The sequence below is a fragment of the Nonomuraea aridisoli genome, assembly GCF_003236395.1.
Taxonomy (GTDB): domain Bacteria; phylum Actinomycetota; class Actinomycetes; order Streptosporangiales; family Streptosporangiaceae; genus Nonomuraea; species Nonomuraea aridisoli.
Map to the genome: position 1 here is coordinate 1 of NZ_POUD01000138.1, position 22984 is coordinate 22984.

A 22984-nucleotide genomic window follows, 5' to 3' on the forward strand; every position below is an offset into this window, starting at 1 on the left:
GGAGCGGGCGATCACTTGCGGGGGGTGCCGGCGGTGAGGCGGCCGGCGCAGGGATGGCTGGACGGGGGCGTCATGCCCCCTGTGGGAAGTCCCGCCGGTCGGGTGCCGGCGGGCGCGCTGCCCGGGTGGTCCGGGGGATGGAGGGAGCCGATCGAGTTGCCCCGTAGGGGCTAGACAGTCCGTTCAGGAGGGAGTAAGCATTGCGTTCATACGGTATGCAGTATGCGGAAGACAGGTATAGCTCGTCGCCGGGAAAGGGTGACTGATGTCTGAAACGATCTCTGGTGGTCATCTCGTAGCCAAGGCACTCAAGGCCGAGGGCGTGGACGTGATCTACACGCTCTGCGGCGGCCACATCATCGATATCTACGACGGCTGTGTCGACGAGGGCATCGAGGTCATCGACGTACGCCACGAGCAGGTGGCCGCGCACGCGGCCGACGGCTACGCGCGCATCACCGGCAAGCCCGGGTGCGCCGTGGTCACCGCGGGCCCCGGCACGACGGACGCGGTCACCGGTGTGGCCAACGCCTTCCGTGCGGAGAGCCCGATGTTGCTGATCGGCGGCCAGGGCGCCCTGAGCCAGCACAAGATGGGCTCGCTGCAGGACCTGCCCCACGTCGACATGATGACCCCGATCACCAAGTTCGCGGCCACGGTGCCGAGCACGGAGCGGGTGGCCGACATCGTGTCGATGGCCTTCCGCGAGTGCTTCAACGGCGCTCCGGGGCCGTCGTTCCTGGAGATCCCGCGCGATGTGCTCGACGCGAAGGTCCCGCTGGAGAAGGCGCGCATCCCGCAGGCCGGCCACTACCGCGCCTCCACCCGCCAGATGGGCGACCCGGAGGCCATCGAGCGGCTGGCCGACATGCTGGCCCACGCGGAGAAGCCGTGCATACTGCTCGGCAGCCAGGTCTGGACGTGCCGGGCGACCGACGCGGCCATCGACTTCGTCCGGGCGCTCAACGTGCCGGCCTACATGAACGGCTCCGGCCGCGGCACCCTGCCGCCCGGTGACCCGCACCACTTCCAGCTCAGCCGCCGCTACGCCTTCACCGAGGCCGACCTGATCATCATCGTCGGCACCCCGTTCGACTTCCGGATGGGTTACGGCAAGCGGCTGTCGCCGTCCGCCAAGGTCGTGCAGATCGACCTCGACTACCGCACGGTCGGCAAGAACCGCGACATCGACCTCGGCATCGTCGGCGACGCCGGCCTCATCCTCGCCGCGGCGGCCCAGGCCGCGAGCGGCCGCATCCAGGACGCCGCCGCCAAGCGCAAGGCGTGGCTGGACGAGCTGCGCGCGGTCGAGACCCAGGCGTACGAGAAGCGCCTGCCGCGCCAGCACTCCGACGCCCAGCCCATCGACCCCTACCGGCTGGTCCACGAGATCAACGAGTTCCTCACCGAGGACACGATCTACATCGGCGACGGCGGCGACATCGTCACCTTCTCCGGCCAGGTCGTGCAGCCCAAGTCGCCCGGCCACTGGATGGACCCGGGCCCCCTCGGCACCCTCGGCGTCGGCATGGCCTTCGCGATGGCCGCCAAGCAGGCGCGGCGCGACAAGGAGGTGCTCTGCCTCTTCGGCGACGGCGCCTTCAGCCTCACCGGCTGGGACTTCGAGACGATGGTCCGCTTCGACCTGCCGTTCATCGGCGTCGTCGGCAACAACTCGTCCATGAACCAGATCCGGTACGGCCAGGCCGCCAAGTACGGCGAGGACCGCGCCCGCGTCGGCAACACGCTCGGCGACATCAAGTACGGCGAGTTCGCCAAGCTCCTCGGCGGTTACGGCGAGGAGGTGCGCGACCCGGCCGAGATCCGCCCCGCGCTCGAGCGGGCCAGGGAGTCGGGCAAGCCCTCGCTGATCAACGTCTGGGTCGACCCAGAGGTCTACGCCCCCGGAACCATGAACCAGACCATGTACAAGTAGGGGATCTCCGACATGAAGGCTCTCGAAGGTGTCCGCGTCCTCGACATGACCCATGTCCAGTCGGGCCCGTCGTGCACCCAGCTGCTCGCCTGGCTGGGCGCCGACGTGGTCAAGCTGGAGGCCCCCACGGGCGACATCACCCGGCAACAGCTCCGCGACGTGCCAGGCGTCGACAGCCTCTACTTCACGATGCTGAACTGCAACAAGCGCAGCATCACCCTGAACATGAAGAGCGAGCGCGGCAAGGAGATCTTCACCGAGCTGGTGAAGGAGGCCGACGTGCTCGTGGAGAACTTCGGGCCCGGCGCGGTCGATCGCATGGGGTTCCCCTGGGAGCGGCTGCAGGAGCTCAACCCCCGTCTCATCTACGCCTCGATCAAGGGCTTCGGCCCCGGCCGGTACGCCAAGTTCAAGGCGTACGAGGTGGTCGCCCAGGCCATGGGCGGCTCGATGAGCACCACGGGCTTCGAGGACGGCCCGCCGCTGGCGACCGGGGCGCAGATCGGCGACTCGGGCACCGGCGTGCACGCGCTGTCCGGCATCCTCGCCGCTCTCTACCAGCGCACCCAGACCGGGCGCGGCCAGCGCGTACAGGTGGCCATGCAGCACGCCGTGCTGAACCTGTGCCGCGTGAAGCTGCGCGACCAGCAGCGGCTGGCGCACGGCCCGCTGCGTGAGTACCCGAACGAGTCGTTCGGCGACGAGGTGCCCCGCTCCGGCAACGCGAGCGGCGGCGGGCAGCCGGGCTGGGCGGTCCGCTGCGCGCCCGGCGGGCCGAACGACTACGTCTACGTGATCGTGCAGCCCGTCGGCTGGAAGCCCATCGCGAACATCATCGGCCGTCCCGAGCTGGCCGAGGACCCCGAGTGGGCGACGCCGGAGGCGCGGCTGTCGAAGCTGGACAAGATGTTCCAGCTCATCGAGGAGTGGTCGATCCAGCACGACAAGTGGACGGTGCTCGACCGGCTCAACGCGGAGAACATCCCCTGCGGGCCGATCCTGTCCACCAAGGAGCTGGTCGAGGACGAGAGCCTGCGCGAGGAGGGCATCGTCGTCACGGTCGACCACCCCGAGCGCGGTGAGTTCGTGACCGTGGGCAGCCCGCTGCAGCTGTCCGACTCGCCGGTGGACGTGCGCACCCCGCCGCTGCTCGGCGAGCACAACGAAGAGATCTACAGCCGGCTCGGCGTGAGCGCGGACGAGCTGGCCGAACTCAAAGCGAACGGAGTCATCTAGGTGAGCACGGTCAGGCAAGTCATCGACAAGGCACTCGCGGAGGGCCGTACGGCTCTGACCGCCCCCGAGGGCCGGCTGCTGTGCGAGGAGTACGGCATCACGACGCCCGGCGAGGGGCTGGCCACCTCGGCCACCGAGGCCGCGGAGATCGCCGAGAAGATCGGACTCCCGGTCGTTCTCAAGATCGTCTCACCGGACATCCTGCACAAGACCGACGCCGGCGGCGTGCTCGTCGGCCTGAAGACCGTCGAGGAGGTGCGGGAGGGCTACGACAAGATCCTGGCCAACGCCCGCGCCTACAACCCCGACGCCAAGATCGACGGCATCCAGGTGCAGCAGCTGGTCGGCGGCGGCCACGAGGTCATCGTCGGCGCCGTCACCGACCCGACCTTCGGCAAGGTGATCGCTTTCGGCCTGGGCGGCGTTCTGGTCGAAGTCCTCAAGGACGTGACCTTCCGTCTTGCCCCGGTTTCAGGCGATGATGCGCTTGGCATGCTGGACGACATCAAGGCGGCGGAGGTGCTGCGCGGGGCCCGGGGCGCCGAGCCGGCGAACCGGGAGGCGCTCGCGAGCCTCATCGAGCGCGTCGGCAAGCTCGTCACCGACTACCCCGAGATCTCCGAGGTGGACCTCAACCCGGTCTTCGCCGACGCGAACGGGGCCGTCGCCGCGGACGTGCGCATCCTCATCGGCGACAAGCCGGCGGAGGTCACCCGGCTGTCGAGGGAGGAGATCCTGCGGCAGATGACGAGGATCTTCAAGCCGCGCTCGGTCGCCGTCATCGGCGCCTCGGCCGAGGACGGCAAGATCGGCAACTCGGTCATGAAGAACCTCATCAACGGCGGCTACCAGGGGCAGATCCTCCCGATCAACCCCAAGGCCGACGAGATCCTCGGGCGCAAGGCGTACAAGAGCATCTCCGACGTGCCCGGTGACGTGGACGTGGCCGTGTTCGCGATCCCCGCCAAGTTCGTGGCGTCCGCGCTGGAGGAGGTCGGCGCGAAAGGCGTGGCAGGCGCGGTCATGATCCCGTCGGGCTTCGCGGAGACCGGCAACGTCGAGGGCCAGCAGGAGATCGTCGAGATCGCCAAGCGGCACGGCGTGCGCATGCTCGGCCCGAACATCTACGGCTACTACTACACGCCGGAGAACCTCTGCGCGACGTTCTGCACCCCGTACGACGTCAAGGGCAGCGTGGCGCTGACCTCGCAGAGCGGCGGCATCGGCATGGCCATCCTGGGCTTCAGCCGCACGACGAAGATGGGCGTCTCGGCCATCGTCGGCGTCGGCAACAAGGCCGACGTGGACGAGGACGACCTGCTCACCTTCTTCGAGCAGGACGAGAACACCAAGGCCGTGGCCATGCACCTCGAGGACCTCAAGGACGGGCGCGGCTTCGTCGACGCCGCCCGGCGGGTCGTCAAGCAGAAGCCGGTCATCGTGCTCAAGGCGGGCCGCACCGCCATGGGCGCCCGCGCGGCCGGCTCCCACACCGGCGCGCTGGCCGGTGACGACAAGGTGTACGACGACATCCTGCGCCAGGCCGGCGTGGTGCGGGCGCCCGGGCTGAACGACATGCTCGAGTACGCCCGCGCGCTGCCGATCCTGCCCGCCCCGAAGGGCGAGAACGTCGTCATCATCACCGGCGCCGGCGGCTCGGGCGTGCTGCTGTCGGACGCCATCGTGGACGCCGGCCTGACCCTCATGGACATCCCTGAGGACCTGGACAAGGCGTTCCGCGCCTACATCCCGCCGTTCGGCGCGGCGGGCAACCCCATCGACATCACCGGCGGCGAACCCCCCTCGACCTACGAGAACACGGTCCGCCTCGGCCTGCAGGACGACCGCATCCACGCGCTCGTCCTCGGCTACTGGCACACGATCGTGACGCCGCCGATGGTCTTCGCCGAGCTCATCGCCCGTGTGGTGGCGGAGGAGCGGGCGAAGGGCAACGTCAAGCCGGTCGTGGCCAGCCTGGCCGGCGACACCGAAGTTGAGGAGGCGAGCGAGTACCTGTTCGAGCATGGCGTGGTCGCGTACCCGTACACGACAGAGAAGCCCGTGGCGGTCCTCGGTGCGAAGTACCGCTGGGCCAGGGCTGCCGGTCTGCTGAGCTAAGAGCCGAGCGCAGCAGTACCAGGCGAGGGGGCAATTCGGGGCGCAAAGGTAAGGCAACACACCCCCCAGGAGGTCCGTAGGTGGACACATCGAACACCCCACCGGCGACGGCCACGCCGCCGGTCGAAGATGGACGAGTATGGAAAGCGGGCCGGCTCGAGCCGATGCCCATCAGGAAGCTCCCCGACGCGCCTCCCTCGGTGCACCTGCTCGGGCCGACGGTGTTCCTCGTCGCCCTGGGCGTGGGCATGGGCGAGTCGTACATGTGGCCGCGCCTGGTGCTGCTGTTCGGCCCCGAGATCAGGTGGTTGTTCCTGGTCGGCGTCACGCTTCAGGCCGTGGTCATGCTGGAGATGGCCCGCTACGCCATGGCCACCGGCGAGAGCATCTTCACCGGCGCCGCCCGGGTCTTCAAGCCACTGATGTGGTTCTTCTTCATCGTGGCGATCGCCGTCTACATCTGGCCGGGACACCTCTCGGCCGGAGCGGCGGCATTGGAACAGATCACCGGAATACCCTGGATGATCACCGCGATCGCCGGATTGCTCCTGGTGGGCGTGGTCTTCACCCTGGCGAAGGTCATCTATAACCTGCTCGAGAACGTGCTCTCGCTGCTCATCGGCGCGCTCGTGCTCGGCACCGCCATCGTCGCGGCCATGGTCGGCCAGTGGTCGGACGTGGTCAGCACGATCACCGGCATGTTCGCCATCGGCTACCTGCCGGACGAGGCGATGACGGCCGCGTGGTTCCCCGTCATCGTCGGCGCGTGCGCGTTCGCCGGTCCGTCGGGCATGCAGCAGATGTGGTACACGCTGCACCTGCGCGACTCCGGCGCCGGCATGGGCGCGCACATCCCCAAGGTGCGCGGTCTGCGGCACGCCGGCGAGGAAGAGGAGATGCCGAACCGGGGCTTCATGTTCGACACCGAGGACCCGGCGGAGATGGCGAAGTGGAAGGGCTGGCGGCGCTGGGTCACCTTCGACGCCCTCCTGCTCTTCTGGGGCGTCACGATGCTGGTCACGATCTCCTTCACGGTGATCGCGCAGTCGGCGTCGCGGCTGAACCCGGGCGTGCGCGAGGCTCTTCTCGCGGACGACCAGGAGGCGGCGCTGACCGCGATGTCCGACGCCGTCTCCTCGGCGGGCAGCTCGGTGCTCGGGGTGGTGTTCCTCGGGTTCATCGCACTGATCGGTCTGAACGCGACGCTCGGCCTGTTCGACTCGTTCTCCCGTGGTCAGGCCGACATGTCCTTCAACTTCGTCCCCGGGGCGAAGAAGATCGGCATGTCGAAGCTGTACGCGATCTTCCTGTGGGCGGTGATCGCCTTCGGCATCCTGATCCTGCTCTTCGGACCGGCTGACGGGCCGGCGTCGATCCTGGACACGCTCGCGTTCCTGTCGACGTTCGCCATGGGCGCGTACTGCGTGACCCTGCTGCTGGTGAACAACCGCATGCTGCCCAAACCGATCAGGCCCAGGTGGTGGAGCAACGCGATCATCGGCTTCGGCGCGGTGTTCTACCTGGGCATGCTCTTCTACAGCATGGTCGCCTTCGGCGTGGTCGTGGGCTGATGATCACACGGCACAGCCTCGAACTCGCCCTGCCCGGGGCGTCGATCGGAGCCGTTGCCGGTGCCGTGGCCGGTGGGCTGACCCTGTTCGCGGGGGCGCCCACCGGCATGGCCGCGCTGTCGGCTCTGGCACTCGCCGTACCCCTCGCCCTCTTCGGCGGGCTGTACGGCGTGCTCCTGGGCCACCGCGTGTTCCGTCCCGGCACCTTCGGCCCCGTCGGTCTGTACTGGATGGTCGCCTTCCCCGTCTCCCGGCTGGTGCAGGAAACCCTGTACGGGGTCGGCACGGCGGACGGCGTGCTCCCGTTCCTCGCCTACCAGGCCATGGTGAGCCTCGGCTTCGCGATCGGCTTCGTCTGGATGCACGAGCGGCTCATGCCGCACTGGCTCATCCGGCGGGCCGACGACAACCCGCTCGCCGCGGACCTGCTCGCCGTCTACCTCCGATACGCCCGGATGATCCAGGCGCGGAAGGGAGCGCGTAAGTGACCCTGCCGCTGTGGATCTGGCTGGCCACGATCGGCGGATTCTGCGTCGTGCTCGCGTTCGACTTCTGGCTGGTCGCGCGCAACCCGCACGAACCCAGCTTCAAGGAGTGCGTCGGCTGGGTGTCGTTCTACGTGGGCCTGGCCATCGCCTTCGGCGTCGGCCTGCTGGTGCTCTCAGGGCCGACACACGGCGGCGAGTTCTTCGCCGGCTGGATCACCGAGTACTCGCTCAGCGTGGACAACCTCTTCGTCTTCCTGCTGATCATGAGTCGCTTCCAGGTGCCGCGGATGTACCGCCAGAAGGTGCTGCTCATCGGCATCATCCTGGCGCTTCTCATGCGCGGCGCCTTCATCGCGGCCGGCGCGGAGGCGATCACCAGGTTCGACTGGCTCTTCTACGTGTTCGGCGCCTTCCTCGTCTACACCGCGTGGAAGCTGATCGGGCACGAGGAGGAGGACGCGGAGTTCTCCGAGAACATCGCCCTGCGCACGGCCCGGCGGGTCCTCCCGACCACGGAGACCTACCACGGCGCCAGCCTCACGGTGCGCCACATGGGCCGCAGGATGTTCACCCCCATGCTGATCGTCATGGTCGCCATCGGGACGACCGACCTGTTGTTCGCACTCGACTCCATTCCGGCGATCTTCGGGCTCACCCAGGAGCCGTACCTGGTGTTCACCGCCAACGCCTTCGCCCTCATGGGGCTGCGGCAGCTGTTCTTCCTCATCGGCGGGCTGCTGGACCGGCTCGTCTACCTGAGCAAGGGACTCTCGGTGGTGCTCGCCTTCATCGGCGTGAAGCTGATCCTCGAAGCGCTGCACCACGACGGCGTCTCGTGGGCGCCCGAGGTGCCCATCATGGTGTCGCTCGGAGTCATCATCGGCACTTTGGCCATCACCACGGTGCTGAGCCTGATGAAGTCCTCGCGTGATGCCAAGGCCGAGAAGGCCGAGGCGGAGAAGCAGGACGACGAGCCTGCGGAGGAACCTTCACACGGGCGCTGAACCGGGCCGCGTGCGGGGGGACGGGGCTGCCACGCGGCCACGCCCCTTGCCGCGGCCTCAGTGCCGCGGGCTCTTGCGAATGTCGTGCTCGGCGCTCCACTGGCGCACATAGTCTTCCGCGTCGTCCGCGGAGTAGTACTTCTTGAGCGCTGTGCTCAGGCCGAGCCCCATGGACCGGCCGTCTGCCGAGTGACCCGGGGGATCACCAAGGAGAAAGCGCCAGAACGCTTTCATCGTCATGCACCTCCAATCGGTCTGGCTCCACCCTCTACCCGAGGTGTTTCGGAGCATGTGGTTTTCTGTGAACGTCACGTCAATCGGCGCCGCTGTCCCGGTACGGGGTGCGCGGCCGCCGCCGGCGGACGGGCTTGGGCGCGGGCTCCGCCGGCTCGTTCTCCCGCTGCGCCATGTAGGAGACGCGGGTGTGCTCGGTGTGCTCGCGCATGATCTTCGCGGCGCGGCGTTCGTCGCCGGCCTCGATGGCGTCGATGAGCTGGGTGTGCTCGTCCCACGAGGCCATGCCACGACGGCGGGCCACCGGCGTGTGGTACCACCGCACCCGCCTGGCCACCTGCGCGGCCAGCTCCGCCAGCACGGCGTTGCCCGACAGGGCGGTCACCAGGCTGTGCAGGTCGGAGTTGAGCGCCACGGCCGTGTCGACGTCGTCGGACTTCACCGCGGCGATGCCCTGCTCGCACAACTCGCGCAGCCGCCGCACGCCGTCCTCGCCGGCGTGCTTGGCGGCGAGGCGGGCCGACTCGGTCTCCAGCAGCGCGCGCACGGCGAGCAGCTGGTCGGCCTCCTGCACCGTCGGGACGTGGACGAACGCGCCCTGCCCGGGGTGGAGATCGACCCAGCCCTCGCCGCTGAGCTGCTGCAGCGCCTCGCGGACCGGCTGCCTGGACACGCCGAGCAGGCCGGCCAGCTCGCTCTCCACCAGGTGCTGGCCCGGCTTGAGCTGGCCGGAGACGATGAGCTCTTGAATGGCCTCGATCACGCTCTCCCGGAGCGTGGCCGGGCGGGGAATCTTGGCGGCCGCCGACTGGCCGGTCTGTTCCGACAGCAACATGGTCACGTCTCCAGGACTGCGTTAGGGTTAAAAGGTTTTTGGTCGACTGCCTACAGCATACCGTCCGGGGGTCCCCGGCGTGGGTGAGTCTCATCACAGGACATCACTCAAGGCGCTGGCGAGACTCCCGTGACGTGCGCAGACGCCTCAGACGCCACATCTCGCGTCTCATTTCACAGATTCACGAGTGTGAGGGCGTCGTGAGGCGTCCGGGGGCAGAGCGCCGCGCAGGATCATTATCACAGGGGGATGGTGGCCGGCAGGCCCGGAATCCGCAGACGGGGCGCGGCCAGCGCGGGCAGCGCCGCGAGCGCCGCGGCGGCGAGCAGCGCGGCCCCCGGCGCGGTCAGGGCGGTCAGGGCCAGCACGACCGCCACCACGCCGGCCACGGCCTTGGCGCTGTAGACGACCGCGTGGATGTCGCCGGCCCGCTCCGCGCCGAAGAACTCGCGCACGAGGCCGGCGAGCAGAGGATAGAACGCCCCGCCGCCCAGCCCGGCCGCGACCGCCCCGAGCCACAGCAGCGTCCCCGCGGCCTGTCCGGGCACGGCGGCGTTCTGGACGGCCACGGCGAGCAGGATCTGGCCGACCGCGAGCGAGCCGAACACCGCGGCGAGCACACGCCGGCGGCCGAACAGCTCCGAGGCCCGCACGGCCACCGACCGGCTGGCCCCGTTGAGCGCGACGAGCAGCGCCAGCGCGCCCCACGCCCCCGTGCCCGCCACCACGATGACGTCGAAGACGGACACCGCGCCCGCGCAGGTCAGGATCAGCGCGAGGGTCGGCATCGTCCGCGTGCGCATCGCCTGCGCGAGGCCGAACTGCTTGGCCCCCTCCGGGGCCGTGCGCAGCCGGGCCGCGTCGAGCGCGTGCGTACGCGGGTCCACGTCGTCGGGCCACCACTGGGCCGGCGGCAGCCGCAGGTGCGCGGCGGCGGCCGCGATGACGCCCGTGGCGACGGCGGCGGCGACGAGGAACGCGGCGGTCGTGGCGCCCGGGGCGATCCCGGCCCAGACCAGCAGCGGCACCGCGCCGTAGCCGAAGGCGCCGGTGATCAGGCCGACCCGGGCGGCGGGGCGTTCGGGGAACCAGGAGGAGACGACCTCGCCGCAGACGCCGTAGACCAGGCCGCCGCCGAGGCCGCCGAGGACGGCGTAGCCCACGAGGGCGGGCAGTCCGAGGCCGCCGGACAGCGCCGCCGTGGCCAAACCGAGACCGCTCAGCGCGGCGCCCATGGCCAGGCTGGCGCGTACGCTCAGGCGCCCGCGGCGGACGAGATGGAGCGCGGGCAGGGCGCCCGCGGCCTGGCAGGCGATCCAGACGGCCAGCAGCGTCAGGCCGCCCGCCTCGCGGGCGAGGAGGGCGGCGTAGCCGTACTGGAGCGGGCTGATGGCCGCCATCGCGGCCAGGGCCAGCCAGAACATGCGCATGCGGTCGGCGGGGACGGGCCCGGGACGGTACGCGCGACCCCGCCAATCTCGGATTGCATTCTCCATACTGTATGGAATATCCAGCCCGACCCACGCCTGTCGAGACCCTAGACGAAGGATACTCCATACGGTATACCGTCTACAAAGGAGGCTCGAATGGACCTGTACGAGTACCAGGCGAAGGAGCTCTTCGGGCGTCACGGGATCCCCGTTCCCGCGGGCAAGGTCGCGGCCACGCCGGCCGAGGCCCGCGCGATCTCGGCCGAGCTGGACACGCCCGTTGTCATCAAGGCCCAGGTGAAGACCGGTGGACGCGGCAAAGCGGGCGGCATCAGGCCCGCGGCCGGGCCGGCTGCGGCCGAGAGCGAGGCAGAGCACGTCATCGGGATGGACATCAAGGGGCACATCGCGCGCCGCGTGCTGGTGGAGGCCGCGACCGTGCCGTTCGAGGAGTATTACGCGGCCTTCCTGGTGGACCGGGCAGAGGGCGCGTTCCTGGCGATGGTGTCGGCCCAGGGCGGCATGGAGATCGAGGAACTGGCCGCCCGCGACCCCGACGCCATCGTGAAGCTGCCGATCGACCCCGTGGCCGGAGTCGACGCCGACACCGCGCGCCAGCTGGTGGGCAAGGCGGGCCTGCCCGAGCAGGCGGCCCCGGTGCTGGAGAAGCTGTGGCGGGTCCTCGTCGAGGAGGACGCCCTGCTCGTCGAGGTGAACCCGCTGATCTGCACGGCCGACCAGCAGATCGTCGCCCTCGACGGCAAGGTCACCGTCGACGACAACGCCGCCTTCCGGCACTCCTGGGAGTACGCGGAGGAGTCGGTCAGCTTGGAGGCCCAGGCCAAGGCCAAGGGATTGAACTACGTCAAACTGGACGGCAAGGTCGGCGTGATCGGCAACGGCGCGGGGCTCGTCATGAGCACGCTCGACGTGGTCGCCGGGGCCGGCGCCGCCCCCGCCAACTTCCTCGACATCGGCGGCGGAGCGTCCGCGCAGGTGATGGCCGACGGGCTGGAGATCATCCTGGCCGACCCCGACGTGCGTTCGGTGCTGGTCAACGTCTTCGGCGGCATCACGGCCTGCGACGCGGTGGCGAACGGCATCGTCACCGCACTCCAGCTGCTCGGCGAGCGCGGCCACGGCACGCCCATCGTCGTACGGCTGGACGGCAACAACGCCGAGGTGGGGCGGCGCATCCTCAGCGACGCCCGGCACCCGGCGGTCCGCCAGGTCTCCACCATGGACGGCGCCGCCGAGCTGGCGGCCAGACTCGCGGCAGGTGCGTAATGGCGATCTTTCTGACCAAGGACAGCCGGGTACTCGTCCAGGGCATGACCGGCGCGGAGGGCAGGCGGCACACCGCCCGCATGCTCGCCGCCGGCACCGACATCGTGGCCGGCGTCACGCCCGGCAAGGGCGGCGCGTCGGTCGACTTCGGCGAGCGCACGGTGCCCGTGTTCGGCTCGGTCGCCGACGCGGTCGAGGAGACCGGGGCCGACGTGTCGGTGGTGTTCGTGCCGCCGAAGTTCACCGCGGGGGCCGTCGAGGAGGCCATCGCGGCGCAGGTGCCGCTCTGCGTGGTCATCACCGAGGGCGTCCCCGTGCACGACGCCGTACGCTTCCGCGCGCTCGCCGCGGCCGGGAGCACCAGGATCATCGGCCCCAACTGCCCCGGCCTGATCAGCCCCGGGCAGTCGTCGGCCGGCATCATCCCCGCCGACATCACCTCGGCCGGCCGCATCGGCCTGGTCTCGAAGTCCGGCACGCTCACCTACCAGCTCATCTACGAGCTGCGCGACCTCGGCTTCTCCACCGCCGTCGGCATCGGCGGCGACCCCGTCGTCGGCACGACCCACATCGACTGCCTGCGGGCCTTCGAGGAGGACCCGGGCACCGACGCGATCGTGATGATCGGTGAGATCGGCGGTGACGCCGAGGAGCGGGCCGCCGCCTACATCGCGGCGAACGTCACCAAGCCCGTCGTCGCCTACGTGGCCGGCTTCACCGCGCCCGAGGGCAAGACGATGGGCCACGCCGGCGCGATCGTGTCCGGCTCGTCCGGCACCGCGCAGGCCAAGAAGGAGGCGCTGGAGGCGGTCGGCGTCCGCGTCGGCAAGACCCCCACCGAGACGGCCCGGCTCATGCGCTCGGCCCTGGACGCGCGGTGAGCGCGGGGACCGTGGCGTCGGGTTCGCTGAAGTTCGACGTCAACCTGTCCATCCTCCTCACCGACCTGCCGCTGCTGGAGCGCCCGGCGGCGGCGGCCAAGGCCGGGTTCGACGCCGTCGAGCTGTGGTGGCCGTTCCCGGCGCCCGACCCCGGCGCCGCGGACCTGGCCGCGCTGCGCCAGGCCATCGAGGACGCCGGGGTGCGGCTGGTCGGCCTCAACTTCGACGCCGGCGACATGGCGGCGGGCGAGCGCGGCCTGCTGGCCCGTCCCGACGGTTCCGACCGCTTCCGGGCCAACATCGACGTCGCGGTCCGGTTCGCGGGCGAGCTGGGCTGCGGGGTGCTCAACGCCCTCTACGGCAACGGCCCCGGCACCGACCACGCCCTCGCCGTGGACAACCTGCGCCGGGCGGCGGACGCGGCGGCCGGCATCGGCGCGACCGTGGTCGTCGAGGCGCTCAACTCGCACGAGAACCCGCACTACCCGATCACCTCCTCGCAGGCCGCCTTCGAGCTGATCGACGAGGTGGATCGGGACAACGTGGCCTTCCTGGCCGACCTCTACCACCTGAACCGGATGGGCGAGGACGTGCTCGCGCTCACCGACCGGCACGCGGCGCGCTTCGGCCACGTGCAGATCGCCGACGACCCCGGCAGGGGCCGGCCGGGCAGCGGGCGGATGCCGTACGCGGAGATCTTCGCGCGGCTGGAGGCGGCGGGCTACCACGGGCACGTCGGCCTGGAGTACCGGCACGAGGGGCCGGGCGCGTTCGACTGGAGGCAGACATGAACATCGGGTTCGTCGGCTTGGGGATCATGGGCAGCCCGATGGCGGCCAACCTCCTCAAGGCCGGCTACGCCGTGACCGGGTACGACGTCAGCGCCGAACGGGTCGAGCAGCTCGTCGGCCTGGGCGGCAAGGGCGCCACGGGCGTGGTCGACGCGGTCGGCGGCGCCGACGTGGTGATCACGATGCTGCCCGACTCACCGCAGGTGGAGGAGGTCGCACCGCTCGTCGTCGAGTACGGCAAACCCAACCTCCTCTACATCGACATGAGCACCATCAAGCCGGAGACCTCCCGTTGGGTGGCCAAGCAGGCCGCCGCGGTCGGCGTACGGCCGCTGGACGCCCCTGTCAGCGGCGGCGAGCGCGGCGCGATCGACGCCACCCTGTCGATCATGGTCGGCGGCGACCCCGAGCACTTCGAGGCGGCCCGGCCCGTCCTGGAGGCGCTCGGCAAGCCCGTCGTGCACGTCGGCCCCGCCGGCGCCGGGCAGACCGTCAAGGCCGCCAACCAGCTCGTCGTCGGCGGCATCTACGGGCTGGTGGCGGAGGCGATCGTGCTGCTGGAGGCCTCCGGCGTGGACCCGGCGGCCGGGCTCGACGTGCTCGCCGGCGGCCTGGCCGGCTCCCGCATCCTGGAGCTCAAGCGGCACACCATGGTCAAGCGGGAGTTCGCTCCCGGGTTCCGCATCGACCTGCACCACAAGGACATGGGCATCGCCGTCGCCGCCGCCCGCGAGGCCGGCGTCAGCCTGCCGCTCACCGGGCAGGTCGCCCAGCTCGTGGCCGCGGCCAGGGCGCAGGGGCACGGCTCGCTCGACCACTCCGCCCTGCTGAAGGTCATCGAAAGGCTGAACGGATGACGCGCGTCCCCTGCATGGAAGCCGTGGTGAAGGTGCTGGAGTCGGAGGGCGTGGACACCGTCTTCGGCATCCCCGGCGCGGCCATCCTGCCCCTTTACGCCGCGCTGCAGCACAGCTCGATCCGGCACATCACCGTCCGCCACGAGGAGGGCGGCACCCACGCCGCCGACGGGTGGGCGCGGGTGACCGGCAACGTCGGCGTCTGCATCGGCACCTCCGGACCGGCCGGCACCAACATGATCACCGGCCTCTACACCGCGATGGCCGACTCGATCCCGATGATCTGCATCACCGGCCAGGCCGCCACCTCCAAGCTGCACCAGGAGGCGTTCCAGGCGGTCGACATCGTGGAGATCGCCCGGCCCGTCACCAAGTGGGCCGTGCAGCTCAAGGAGCCCGCGCAGGCGCCGTGGGTGTTCCGTGAGGCGTTCCGGATCGCCCGCTCGGGACGGCCCGGCCCCGTGCTCATCGACCTGCCCATCGACGTGGCGAAGGGCACCTGCCTGTACGACCCCGCCCTGGACGGGCCGCTGCCCGTCGAGGTGCCGGAGCCGCTGCCGCAGGCCGTGGGCGCAGTCCTGGACATGATCGGGCAGGCCAAGCGGCCGATCATCCTGGCCGGCGGCGGCGTCATCATCGCCGACGCCTGCGACGAGCTGCGCGCGCTGGCCGAGCACCTGCAGGTGCCCGTCCAGGTGACGCTCATGGGCAAGGGCGCCTTCCCCGAGGACCACCCGCTGTTCGCCGGCATGGCCGGCATCCAGACGCAGACCCGCTGGGGCAACGCCGCGTTCCTGGAGAGCGACCTCGTGCTGGCCGTCGGCGCCCGCTTCGGCGATCGCCACACCGGCGAGCTCGACGTCTACCGCCGGGGCCGCAAGTTCATCCACGTCGACATCGACCCGCTGCAGATCGGCCGGGTCTTCGAGCCCGACCTCGGGGTCGTCGGGCACGCCCGTCCGGTGCTCGCCAACCTGCGCGACGAGGCGCGCCGGCGCGGCGGGCCCAAGGAGCCGGACAAGTGGGTGCGCAAGGTCGGGGAGCTGCGCGGCACGCTGCTGCGGCGCGACGACTTCGACGACGTGCCGATCAAGCCGCCCAGGGTGTTCAAGGAGATCAACGAGTACTTCCCGCGCGACACCACGTTCGTCACCGCCATCGGGCTCTACCAGATCTGGTCCGGGCAGTTCCAGACGACGTACCTGCCGCGCCGCTACCTGGTCTGCGGCCAGGCCGGGCCGCTCGGCTGGGAGGTGCCCGCGGCCATGGGCGTCAAGCTCGCCCACCCCGAACGGCAGGTCGTGGCGGTGGTCGGCGACTACTCCTTCCAGTTCCTCATGGAAGAGGTCGCGGTGGCCGCCCAGTACCGCATCCCGTTCGTCATCGTGATGATCAACAACGAGTATCTGGGCCTCATCCGGCAGGCCGAGCTCCCGTACGACATGAACTTCGCCGTGGACCTGCACTACGGGGAGGGGGGCATCGACCATGTCAAGGCGATGGAGGCGTTCGGCTGCCCGGCGCGCCGGGTCGAGCTGCCCGGCGACATCCGCGACGCGCTGGCATGGGCGACCGCCGAGGCGGCGCGCGAACGGCTGCCGGTGCTCGTGGAGGTGATGGTCGAGCGCGAGGCGAACGCCGCCATGGGTCCGTCGCTGGAGGCCGTCAAGGAATTCGAACCGCTGCCCGAGCTCATCACCGCCGACTGGTCCGACTGAGGAGGAGCACATGCAGCTGAAGCCGGGGACGTCCTGGCGGGACACCTACGAACGGTGCTGTTCGGTGGCGCCGGAAGCCTTCCACGACGACCGGGTGCTCAACCACTGGGGCGGCATCTGGCACCGCGACGGGCGCCCCGTGCCCGGCTTCTCCCCGCTGGACGGCACCGCCATCGCCGGCCTGCCCAGGCTGGACCGGGCCGGCGCGGGCCGGGCCGTGGCGGGAGCCGTCGAGGAGCACGGGCGCTGGCGGTACCTGCCGCCGCCCGAGCGCAAGGCCATGGTCTCCGCCGCCGTGGAGTCCATGGCCGCCCACCGCGACCTGCTGGCCATGCTGCTGGTCTGGGAGATCGGCAAGCCGTGGAAGACGGCCTGCGCCGACGTCGACCGCTGCCTGGACGGCGTGCGCTGGTACATCGAGCAGATCGACGACATGACCGCCGGGCGCACCCCGCTGCCCGGCCCGGTCAGCAACATCGCCAGCTGGAACTATCCGATGAGCGTGCTCATGCACGCCATGCTCGTGCAGGCGCTGGCCGGCAACGCGGTCATCGCCAAGACGCCCACCGACGGTGGTCTGTGCTGCCTCACCCTCGCCACGGCGCTGGCCGTCCGCGAAGGGCTGCCGTTCACGCTGGTGAGCGGGGGAGGGGCGGAGCTGTCGCCGGTGCTCGTCGGCGGGCAGTCGCTCGGGTGCGTGTCGTTCGTCGGCGGACGCGACGCGGGGGCGAAGGTGGTCACCTCGCTGGCCGACCTCGGCCGCCGCCACGTGCTGGAGCAGGAGGGCCTCAACTGCTGGGGCGTCTGGGAGTACGGCGACTGGGAGCTGCTCACCCGGCAGATCCGCGGGTCGTTCGACTACGGCAAGCAGCGCTGCACCGCCTACCCGCGGTTCGTCGTGCAACGCTCGCTGTTCCACGAGTTCCTGGCCGCGTACCTGAAGGCCGTGGGGTCGCTGCGGTTCGGCCACCCGCTGGCCGTGGCAGACCCGGACGACCCGCTGCCGGAGCTGGACTTCGGCCCGCTGATCAACGCCTCGAAGGCCAAGGAACTGGCCGACCAGGTGGACGAGGCCGTGGCGAGGGGCGGCGTGCCGCTCCACCGGGCGTCACTGGACGCCGGACATTTCCTGCCTGGGCAGGATAAATCGGCTTATTTTGCTCCGACGGCGCTGCTCAACCCGCCGCGCTCGTCACCCCTCCACCACGCCGAGCCCTTCGGGCCGGTCGACACGATCGTGCTGGTGGACACCGAGGCCGAGCTGCTGGCCGCCATGAACGCCAGCAACGGCGCCCTCGTCGCCACGCTCTCCTGCGACGAGGAGGAGACCTACCGCCGGCTGGCGCCCGAGGTGCGGGCGTTCAAGGTCGGCCACAACAGGCCGCGCTCGCGCGGCGACCGCGACGAGCTCTTCGGCGGCCTCGGGGCGTCGTGGCGCGGCGCGTTCGTCGGCGGCGAGCTGCTCGTGCGCGCCGCCACCGTCGGCCCGGACGGCGAACGCCTCCCGGGCAACTTCCCCAGCTACACGCTGCTGCCGGACACCCCCACGGCCGCCTGATCCGTCACCCGGGCTCTGCGCGTGGCACGACCGGCGCAGAGCCCGCCGGCTCATCCGCATGTCAAGCGAGCTGCAACCGGCATCAATACGGTCGAAGAGTGCTGCAAACCATCAACGCCGTCCTCGTCATCTGCGGCCTGGGCCTGATCTTCGTCCTCGTCGGCGGCGGGACGGCGATCGGCTCGCGGCGTTTCCGCCGGCGGGCCCACCGAGCTCAGGGCCTGGTCGTAGGGCTGAAGCCGAGCAGCCCCCACGACGGCACCGCGTATTACGCGATCATCCGGTTCACCACCCGGCAGGGCGTGCACGTGGAGGCCCGGACCCACGTCGCCAGCAACCCGCCGCCCGCCCGGCCCGGCCGGCAGGTGCGCGTTCTCTACGACCCGGACGCCCCCACGCTGATCCGCATCGACAACCTGATGGGGAGGGGCACCCTTCTCGGCCTGATCTGCGTCGTGGTCGGGATCGCCACGCTCTTCGTCGGCTTCGTGGTCGCCTATCAGGAGCTGTGGGTCTAGAAGGCGCCGAAGCGGGTCGCCACCAGCAGCACCAGAAAGGTCAGCATGGCCACCCGCAACACCTTCCCGCCGATCCGCAGCGACGGCCATGACAGATACGCCAGCCAGCCGACGAACGCGATCACCGGCAGCACGGCCACACCGCCGAGCGGATTGCTCACGGCGAAGCCCGTGAGCAGCAAGATCACCAGGATCGCCGGCGCCACCCACCGGGGCACCTGCGTGAACAGGTACGCCATCGGCACCGCGCTGCGCCGCTCGACGGCCTTGCGCAGGCCGCTCGCGCCCGGCGTGAAGAACTGCTCGCCCGGGGGCCGCGGGCGGCGCTTGTCGTCAGGGGCCACGCCCCGAGCCTACGGGAGATCGCCCGCCCGTGAGCCGGATGAGCGCAGGTGACCGGGCCGTGGCGGCCCGCTCGCGCCTCTAGGCTGGAACGCGTGCTCGCCGTCATCCGCTACACCGTGCCCGAGGCCCAGTCGCAGGACTTTCTCAAGCAGGGCCAAACGATCCTCGACACGTTCGCCGAACAGCCCGGCTTCCAGCGGGGCAGGCTGGCCCGCTCGGTCGACGAGCCCAATCTGTGGGCCCTGGTCTCGGAGTGGGAGGGCGCCGGTTTCTACCGCAGAGCGCTGTCCGCCGCCCGCATGGTGATGTATCCGCTGATGATCCTCATGGTCAACGAACCCAGTGCGTACGAGGACGTCTACCCCCGCGACGGGGCGTAACATTTAGTCGCGCGCGAGACCGGGGAAGCGTCCCCTAAGCTGGGAGCTCACCAATACCCTCGCCGACCTCCAGCCGGAAAGAGAACCTACCGAAATGGCACGACGCAACGACGTCATGGACACCATCGTCAGCCTCGCCAAGCGCCGCGGGCTCGTATTCCCGTCGAGCGAGATCTACGGCGGACTGCGCGCGTCGTGGGACTACGGTCCGCTGGGCGTCGAGCTGAAGAACAACGTCAAGCGGCAGTGGTGGCTGTCGATGGTCCAGGCGCGCGAAGACGTGGTGGGCCTCGACTCCTCGGTCGTCCTGGCGCCCGAGGTGTGGCGGGCCAGCGGCCACGTCGACACCTTCACCGACCCGCTCACCGAGTGCCTGTCCTGCCACAAGCGCTTCAGGGCCGACCACCTCGTCGAGGCGTACGAGGAGAAGAACGGCAAGTCGCCCGAGGGCGGCCTGGCCGACATCACCTGCCCCAACTGCGGCAACAAGGGCACCTTCACCGAGCCGCGCCAGTTCAGCGGCCTGCTGAAGACCTTCCTCGGCCCGGTCGAGGACGAGTCGGGCCTGGCCTACCTCCGGCCCGAGACCGCGCAGGGCATCTTCATCAACTACCTCAACGTGCAGCAGTCGGCGCGCAAGAAGATCCCGTTCGGCATCGGCCAGATCGGCAAGTCGTTCCGCAACGAGATCACGCCCGGCAACTTCATCTTCCGCACCCGCGAGTTCGAGCAGATGGAGATGGAGTTCTTCGTCAAGCCCGGCACCGACGAGGAGTGGCACCAGTACTGGATCGACGAGCGCTACCGCTGGTACTCCGACCTCGGCATCAACAAGGACAACCTGCGCCTTTACGAGCACCCGAAGGACAAGCTGTCCCACTACTCCAAGCGCACGGTCGACATCGAATACCGGTTCAACTTCACCGGCTCGGAGTGGGGTGAGCTGGAGGGCGTCGCCAACCGCACCGACTTCGACCTGACGGCCCACTCCAAGGCGTCGGGCGTCGACCTCAGCTTCTTCGAGCAGGAGACGCAGGAGCGCTACGTCCCCTACGTCATCGAGCCGGCCGCCGGCGTCGACCGGGCCACGCTCACCTTCCTGCTCGACGCCTACACCGAGGACGAGGCGCCCAACGCCAAGGGCGTCCTGGAGAAGCGCACGGTGATGCGGCTCGACCACCGGCTCGCGCCGGTCAAGGCCGCGGTGCTGCCGCTGTCGCGCAACGCCGACCTGTCGCCGAAGGCCCGCGACCTGGCCGCCCAGCTGCGCCGCCGCTGGAACGTCGAGTTCGACGACGCCGGCGCGATCGGCCGCCGCTACCGCCGCCAGGACGAGATCGGCACGCCGTTCTGCATCACGGTCGACTTCGACACCCTCGACGACCAGGCGGTGACCATCCGCGAGCGCGACACGATGAGCCAGGAGCGCATCGCCATCGACGCCGTCGAGTCCTACCTCCGCCAGCACCTGAACGACTGAGTTTCGTTCGTAGGAGGCCGCTCGCCGCGATTCCACGGCGAGCGGCCTTTCTGTCGCCGACGGCAGTCACGACATCGAGCACTGCCACGCCCCTCCGTCCAGCCCACGCCGCGCGTCTGTCACGCCGCGCCTCTGTCACGGCGGCGGTGGGTCTGTTGCGGTGTGCCCTTTGTTGCGGCGCGTTCGCTGCGTTGGGCGCGCCGTTGCGCGGCGCCGTCGGTCTGTTGGGCTTTGCGCCTTTCACTCTTTACGGCTGCGCCGGCCCGGCCCCACCCGCCGTAGCGCCTTGAGGGCCTTCCAGGGAGACGCTTCTCCGCCTCACTGGCGCGCCGCCGTCACGGCGCATGTTGCCCGGCTCCGTGGTCCTTCGTCGGCTGGTGTGCTCACCTGCGGAGCGACTCCAGGATCCCGGTGAGGGCGGTGATGGTGTCGGAGAGGTCCTCGGCACGGTCGGATCCCGCGAGGAAGAGGGCCGCTTCGTTCATCGCCCCTGACAGCAGGTGGGTCAGCGGCTTCACCGGCTGCCGCGGGATCACCCCCTTGTCCATCAGGCCGGTGAGGGCCTCGGCGAGGTGCCGGGCGGAGGCGGCCTCGTCCATGGTGCGCCACTCGTTCCAGCCCAGCACCGCCGGGCCGTCGATGAGCATGATGCGTTGGACGTCCGGATGGGTACTGGCCGCGAGGAACGCCCGGCAGCCCGCCGTGAACTGCGTCCAGGGGTCGTCATGTGCGTCGGCGGCCGCCGCGACCTGTGTGCCGACCTCGTCCTGGACCTCCTGGAGGACGGCTCGGAAGAGGTCCGTCTTGCTGTCGAAATGGTGATAGAGCGCGCCCTTGGTGACCCCGGCGGCACGGACGATCTCTGACAGGCCCACCGCGCCGTAACCCTTGTCCGCGAAGAGCCGCCTGCCTTCGTGCACGAGAGTCCGCCGCGTCTGCTCGCGCTGTTCGATCCTGCTGGTCATCCCGCTCCGTTGACATACCGATGGTATGCCGACTAGCTTACTCCGCATACCAGCGGTATGTGAAGGAAGGTGCTCATGAGGCTGACCAGCTTCTATCCGGTCCTCGGTGTCACGCGTCTGAGCGAGTCGCGTGACTTCTACACGCGCCTGTTCGGGTTCGAGGTCACGTTCGAGGCCGACTGGTATGTCAGTCTGCGGCGCGGTGGCGACCAGCCGTACGAACTGGCCCTGCTCGACTACGCGCACCCGACCGTGCCCGAGGCCTACCGCAGGCCCGCCCAAGGCGTGCTGCTCAACTTCGAGGTCGACGACGTGGACGCCGAATGGGAGCGTCTCGTCCTTCGCACGGGGCTGACGGCCGAGCTGGAGCTGCGCACCGAGGAGTTCGGCCAGCGGCACTTCATCGTGGCCGACCCCAACGGCGTCCTCATCGACGTGATCAAGGAGATCCCGCCCGCCGACGCCTACGCCGGCAACTACGCCGCACGTTGACCGCATGCCGGGGCAGCCGGCGACGGCGGGCAGAGCGTCAGGCGAGGTGCTGGTCGAACCAGGCCGTGACGCGTTCCCACGCCTGGGCCGCCGCCTCGGCGTCGTACCGCTGGCCGGTGTCGTTGAAGAAGGCGTGGCCGACGCCCGGGAACGTGACGATCTCGTGGGTCAGCCCGGCCTCGCGCAGAGCGGCTTCGGCGGCGTCGCGGGTGGCGTTCACCCGGTCGTCCTGCTCGGCGTACACCCCGAGCACCGCAGCCTCGCTCCCGGTCATGTCGGCGTCGTCCGAGAGCGGCCCGTAGAACGGCACGGCGGCGGCGAGACGCGGTTCCGCCGACGACAGCAGCAGCCAGATCATCCCGCCGCCGAAGCAGAACCCGATCATGCCTAGTTCCAGCCCTTCGGCGCGCCGCCCCAGCTCGCCCACCGCCGCCTTCATGTCCGCCACGAACTGCTCCGGCGGGATCTCCCCGAGCCGCGCCGTGGCCTCGGCGGTGTCGGTGAACGAGGCCGTGCCGCCGTCGCGGGACAGGAGGTCCAGGGCGAGGGCCGAGTAGCCGGTCGCGGCGAGCCGTCCCGCGACCGAGCGGACGTGGTCGGTGAGGCCGCGGTTCTCGTGGATCACGAGCACGCCGCCCCTGGGGTCCGCGGCGGCGGCCCAGGCGGCCTGCAGCGTCGTGCCCTCGGGCCCCTCGAACGTGATGGGCTCCGTGGGCAGCGGCGACGGCCCGGCCGGGCTCGCGGGTGGCGTACACCAGGCGGACGGCGTACTCGGCGACCGCGTGGTGCACGAAGACCTCCTCGGCCCGGCGCTGAAGCATGACGACCTGCGCCGGGTCGAGGATGCTCTGGGGCTGCGG

The 22984-nt window shown here is 70.3% G+C and carries 22 protein-coding genes; 16 read left to right on the plus strand and 6 right to left on the minus strand.

The window, feature by feature from the left end; genetic code table 11:
• Nucleotides 1–265 precede the first annotated feature (265 nt).
• The 6 genes from C1J01_RS28090 to C1J01_RS28115 all read left to right on the plus strand — a co-directional run bounded on the left by C1J01_RS28090 (nt 266) and on the right by C1J01_RS28115 (nt 8353).
• A complete protein-coding gene (locus C1J01_RS28090) occupies nt 266–1936 on the plus strand; it encodes a thiamine pyrophosphate-binding protein (protein WP_111181973.1) in 1671 nt (556 codons plus the stop codon).
• A gap of 12 nt (nt 1937–1948) precedes the next feature.
• Complete coding sequence (frc, locus tag C1J01_RS28095; RefSeq protein ID WP_111181974.1) at nt 1949–3172, plus strand: formyl-CoA transferase; 1224 nt, start codon at nt 1949–1951, stop codon at nt 3170–3172.
• Nucleotides 3173–5290 carry an acetate--CoA ligase family protein gene (locus C1J01_RS28100; protein ID WP_111181975.1) on the plus strand — a complete coding sequence of 706 codons (2118 nt, stop codon included), beginning with the start codon at nt 3173–3175 and terminating at the stop codon, nt 5288–5290.
• A gap of 164 nt (nt 5291–5454) precedes the next feature.
• Nucleotides 5455–6861, plus strand: a complete 1407-nt coding sequence (locus C1J01_RS28105; RefSeq protein WP_111181976.1) for an Nramp family divalent metal transporter — start codon at nt 5455–5457, stop codon at nt 6859–6861.
• Entirely contained in the window at nt 6861–7349 is a 489-nt protein-coding gene (locus C1J01_RS28110) for a hypothetical protein (RefSeq protein ID WP_111181977.1), read from the plus strand. Before C1J01_RS28105 ends, C1J01_RS28110 begins: the two co-directional genes overlap by 1 nt.
• Nucleotides 7346–8353: a TerC family protein gene (locus tag C1J01_RS28115; protein ID WP_111181978.1), complete on the plus strand. Its 1008-nt coding sequence runs from the start codon at nt 7346–7348 to the stop codon at nt 8351–8353. Before C1J01_RS28110 ends, C1J01_RS28115 begins: the two co-directional genes overlap by 4 nt.
• A 57-nt stretch (nt 8354–8410) precedes the next feature.
• Here C1J01_RS28115 and C1J01_RS50165 read toward each other — a convergent pair whose 3' ends face one another.
• The 3 genes from C1J01_RS50165 to C1J01_RS28130 form a co-directional block, all read right to left on the minus strand.
• On the minus strand, nt 8411–8587 hold the full coding sequence (locus C1J01_RS50165) for a hypothetical protein (protein ID WP_181449001.1): 177 nt from the start codon (nt 8585–8587) through the stop codon (nt 8411–8413).
• Nucleotides 8588–8666: 79 nt separating this feature from the next.
• Nucleotides 8667–9422 carry a GntR family transcriptional regulator gene (locus C1J01_RS28125; RefSeq protein WP_111181980.1) on the minus strand — a complete coding sequence of 252 codons (756 nt, stop codon included), beginning with the start codon at nt 9420–9422 and terminating at the stop codon, nt 8667–8669.
• Nucleotides 9423–9661: 239 nt separating this feature from the next.
• The gene (locus C1J01_RS28130) at nt 9662–10918 is read right to left on the minus strand and encodes an MFS transporter (protein WP_181449002.1); all 1257 of its coding nucleotides are present in this window, start codon (nt 10916–10918) and stop codon (nt 9662–9664) included.
• A gap of 90 nt (nt 10919–11008) precedes the next feature.
• Here C1J01_RS28130 and sucC point away from each other — a divergent pair, with 90 nt between their 5' ends.
• From sucC to C1J01_RS28165, 7 genes are all read left to right on the plus strand, one after another.
• Nucleotides 11009–12139 carry an ADP-forming succinate--CoA ligase subunit beta gene (sucC, locus tag C1J01_RS28135; RefSeq protein ID WP_111181982.1) on the plus strand — a complete coding sequence of 377 codons (1131 nt, stop codon included), beginning with the start codon at nt 11009–11011 and terminating at the stop codon, nt 12137–12139.
• Entirely contained in the window at nt 12139–13020 is an 882-nt protein-coding gene (sucD, locus tag C1J01_RS28140) for a succinate--CoA ligase subunit alpha (protein ID WP_111181983.1), read from the plus strand. The genes sucC and sucD overlap by 1 nt, the downstream gene beginning before the upstream one ends.
• Nucleotides 13017–13811, plus strand: coding sequence for a hydroxypyruvate isomerase family protein (locus C1J01_RS28145; protein ID WP_235854718.1), 795 nt, complete (start codon nt 13017–13019; stop codon nt 13809–13811). The genes sucD and C1J01_RS28145 overlap by 4 nt, the downstream gene beginning before the upstream one ends.
• Nucleotides 13808–14668 (plus strand): 2-hydroxy-3-oxopropionate reductase, encoded by an 861-nt coding sequence (locus tag C1J01_RS28150; protein ID WP_111181984.1) that lies wholly within the window; start codon nt 13808–13810, stop codon nt 14666–14668. The genes C1J01_RS28145 and C1J01_RS28150 overlap by 4 nt, the downstream gene beginning before the upstream one ends.
• A complete protein-coding gene (gene gcl, locus C1J01_RS28155; protein ID WP_111181985.1) occupies nt 14665–16386 on the plus strand; it encodes a glyoxylate carboligase in 1722 nt (573 codons plus the stop codon). Before C1J01_RS28150 ends, gcl begins: the two co-directional genes overlap by 4 nt.
• 10 nt (nt 16387–16396) lie before the next feature.
• Nucleotides 16397–17944, plus strand: a complete 1548-nt coding sequence (locus C1J01_RS28160; protein WP_111181986.1) for an aldehyde dehydrogenase family protein — start codon at nt 16397–16399, stop codon at nt 17942–17944.
• 98 nt (nt 17945–18042) lie between these two features.
• Nucleotides 18043–18462, plus strand: coding sequence for a DUF3592 domain-containing protein (locus tag C1J01_RS28165; protein WP_181449003.1), 420 nt, complete (start codon nt 18043–18045; stop codon nt 18460–18462).
• On the opposite strand, the gene C1J01_RS28170 is transcribed toward C1J01_RS28165, so the two are convergent.
• Complete coding sequence (locus tag C1J01_RS28170; protein WP_111181988.1) at nt 18459–18806, minus strand: DUF6703 family protein; 348 nt, start codon at nt 18804–18806, stop codon at nt 18459–18461. The two genes, C1J01_RS28165 and C1J01_RS28170, sit on opposite strands and share 4 nt — an antisense overlap.
• Nucleotides 18807–18899: 93 nt before the next feature.
• Here C1J01_RS28170 and C1J01_RS28175 point away from each other — a divergent pair, with 93 nt between their 5' ends.
• Both C1J01_RS28175 and C1J01_RS28180 read left to right on the plus strand, forming a co-directional pair.
• Nucleotides 18900–19187: an antibiotic biosynthesis monooxygenase family protein gene (locus C1J01_RS28175; RefSeq protein ID WP_111181989.1), complete on the plus strand. Its 288-nt coding sequence runs from the start codon at nt 18900–18902 to the stop codon at nt 19185–19187.
• 94 nt (nt 19188–19281) lie between these two features.
• Nucleotides 19282–20667, plus strand: a complete 1386-nt coding sequence (locus C1J01_RS28180) for a glycine--tRNA ligase (RefSeq protein WP_181449004.1) — start codon at nt 19282–19284, stop codon at nt 20665–20667.
• Nucleotides 20668–21050: 383 nt separating this feature from the next.
• On the opposite strand, the gene C1J01_RS28185 is transcribed toward C1J01_RS28180, so the two are convergent.
• A complete protein-coding gene (locus C1J01_RS28185) occupies nt 21051–21632 on the minus strand; it encodes a TetR/AcrR family transcriptional regulator (protein WP_146615751.1) in 582 nt (193 codons plus the stop codon).
• A 75-nt stretch (nt 21633–21707) separates the two neighbouring features.
• Here C1J01_RS28185 and C1J01_RS28190 point away from each other — a divergent pair, with 75 nt between their 5' ends.
• A complete protein-coding gene (locus tag C1J01_RS28190) occupies nt 21708–22124 on the plus strand; it encodes a VOC family protein (protein ID WP_111181991.1) in 417 nt (138 codons plus the stop codon).
• Nucleotides 22125–22161: 37 nt separating this feature from the next.
• Here C1J01_RS28190 and C1J01_RS28195 read toward each other — a convergent pair whose 3' ends face one another.
• On the minus strand, nt 22162–22755 hold the full coding sequence (locus C1J01_RS28195) for a dienelactone hydrolase family protein (protein WP_220040133.1): 594 nt from the start codon (nt 22753–22755) through the stop codon (nt 22162–22164).
• Between the last annotated feature and the right edge of the window lie 229 nt (nt 22756–22984).

Excerpts from the sequence above, each read along its gene's own strand:
- C1J01_RS50165 (WP_181449001.1), bottom strand. The coding sequence starts at position 8,587 with ATGAAAGCGTTCTGGCGCTTTCTCCTTGGTGATCCCCCGGGTCACTCG.
- gcl (WP_111181985.1), top strand. The coding sequence starts at position 14,665 with ATGACGCGCGTCCCCTGCATGGAAGCCGTGGTGAAGGTGCTGGAGTCG.
- C1J01_RS28185 (WP_146615751.1), bottom strand. The coding sequence starts at position 21,632 with ATGACCAGCAGGATCGAACAGCGCGAGCAGACGCGGCGGACTCTCGTG.
- C1J01_RS28130 (WP_181449002.1), bottom strand. The coding sequence starts at position 10,918 with ATGGAGAATGCAATCCGAGATTGGCGGGGTCGCGCGTACCGTCCCGGG.
- C1J01_RS28125 (WP_111181980.1), bottom strand. The coding sequence starts at position 9,422 with ATGTTGCTGTCGGAACAGACCGGCCAGTCGGCGGCCGCCAAGATTCCC.
- frc (WP_111181974.1), top strand. The coding sequence starts at position 1,949 with ATGAAGGCTCTCGAAGGTGTCCGCGTCCTCGACATGACCCATGTCCAG.
- C1J01_RS28190 (WP_111181991.1), top strand. The coding sequence starts at position 21,708 with ATGAGGCTGACCAGCTTCTATCCGGTCCTCGGTGTCACGCGTCTGAGC.
- C1J01_RS28180 (WP_181449004.1), top strand. The coding sequence starts at position 19,282 with ATGGCACGACGCAACGACGTCATGGACACCATCGTCAGCCTCGCCAAG.
- C1J01_RS28105 (WP_111181976.1), top strand. The coding sequence starts at position 5,455 with ATGCCCATCAGGAAGCTCCCCGACGCGCCTCCCTCGGTGCACCTGCTC.
- C1J01_RS28150 (WP_111181984.1), top strand. The coding sequence starts at position 13,808 with ATGAACATCGGGTTCGTCGGCTTGGGGATCATGGGCAGCCCGATGGCG.
- sucC (WP_111181982.1), top strand. The coding sequence starts at position 11,009 with ATGGACCTGTACGAGTACCAGGCGAAGGAGCTCTTCGGGCGTCACGGG.
- C1J01_RS28110 (WP_111181977.1), top strand. The coding sequence starts at position 6,861 with ATGATCACACGGCACAGCCTCGAACTCGCCCTGCCCGGGGCGTCGATC.
- sucD (WP_111181983.1), top strand. The coding sequence starts at position 12,139 with ATGGCGATCTTTCTGACCAAGGACAGCCGGGTACTCGTCCAGGGCATG.
- C1J01_RS28160 (WP_111181986.1), top strand. The coding sequence starts at position 16,397 with ATGCAGCTGAAGCCGGGGACGTCCTGGCGGGACACCTACGAACGGTGC.
- C1J01_RS28090 (WP_111181973.1), top strand. The coding sequence starts at position 266 with ATGTCTGAAACGATCTCTGGTGGTCATCTCGTAGCCAAGGCACTCAAG.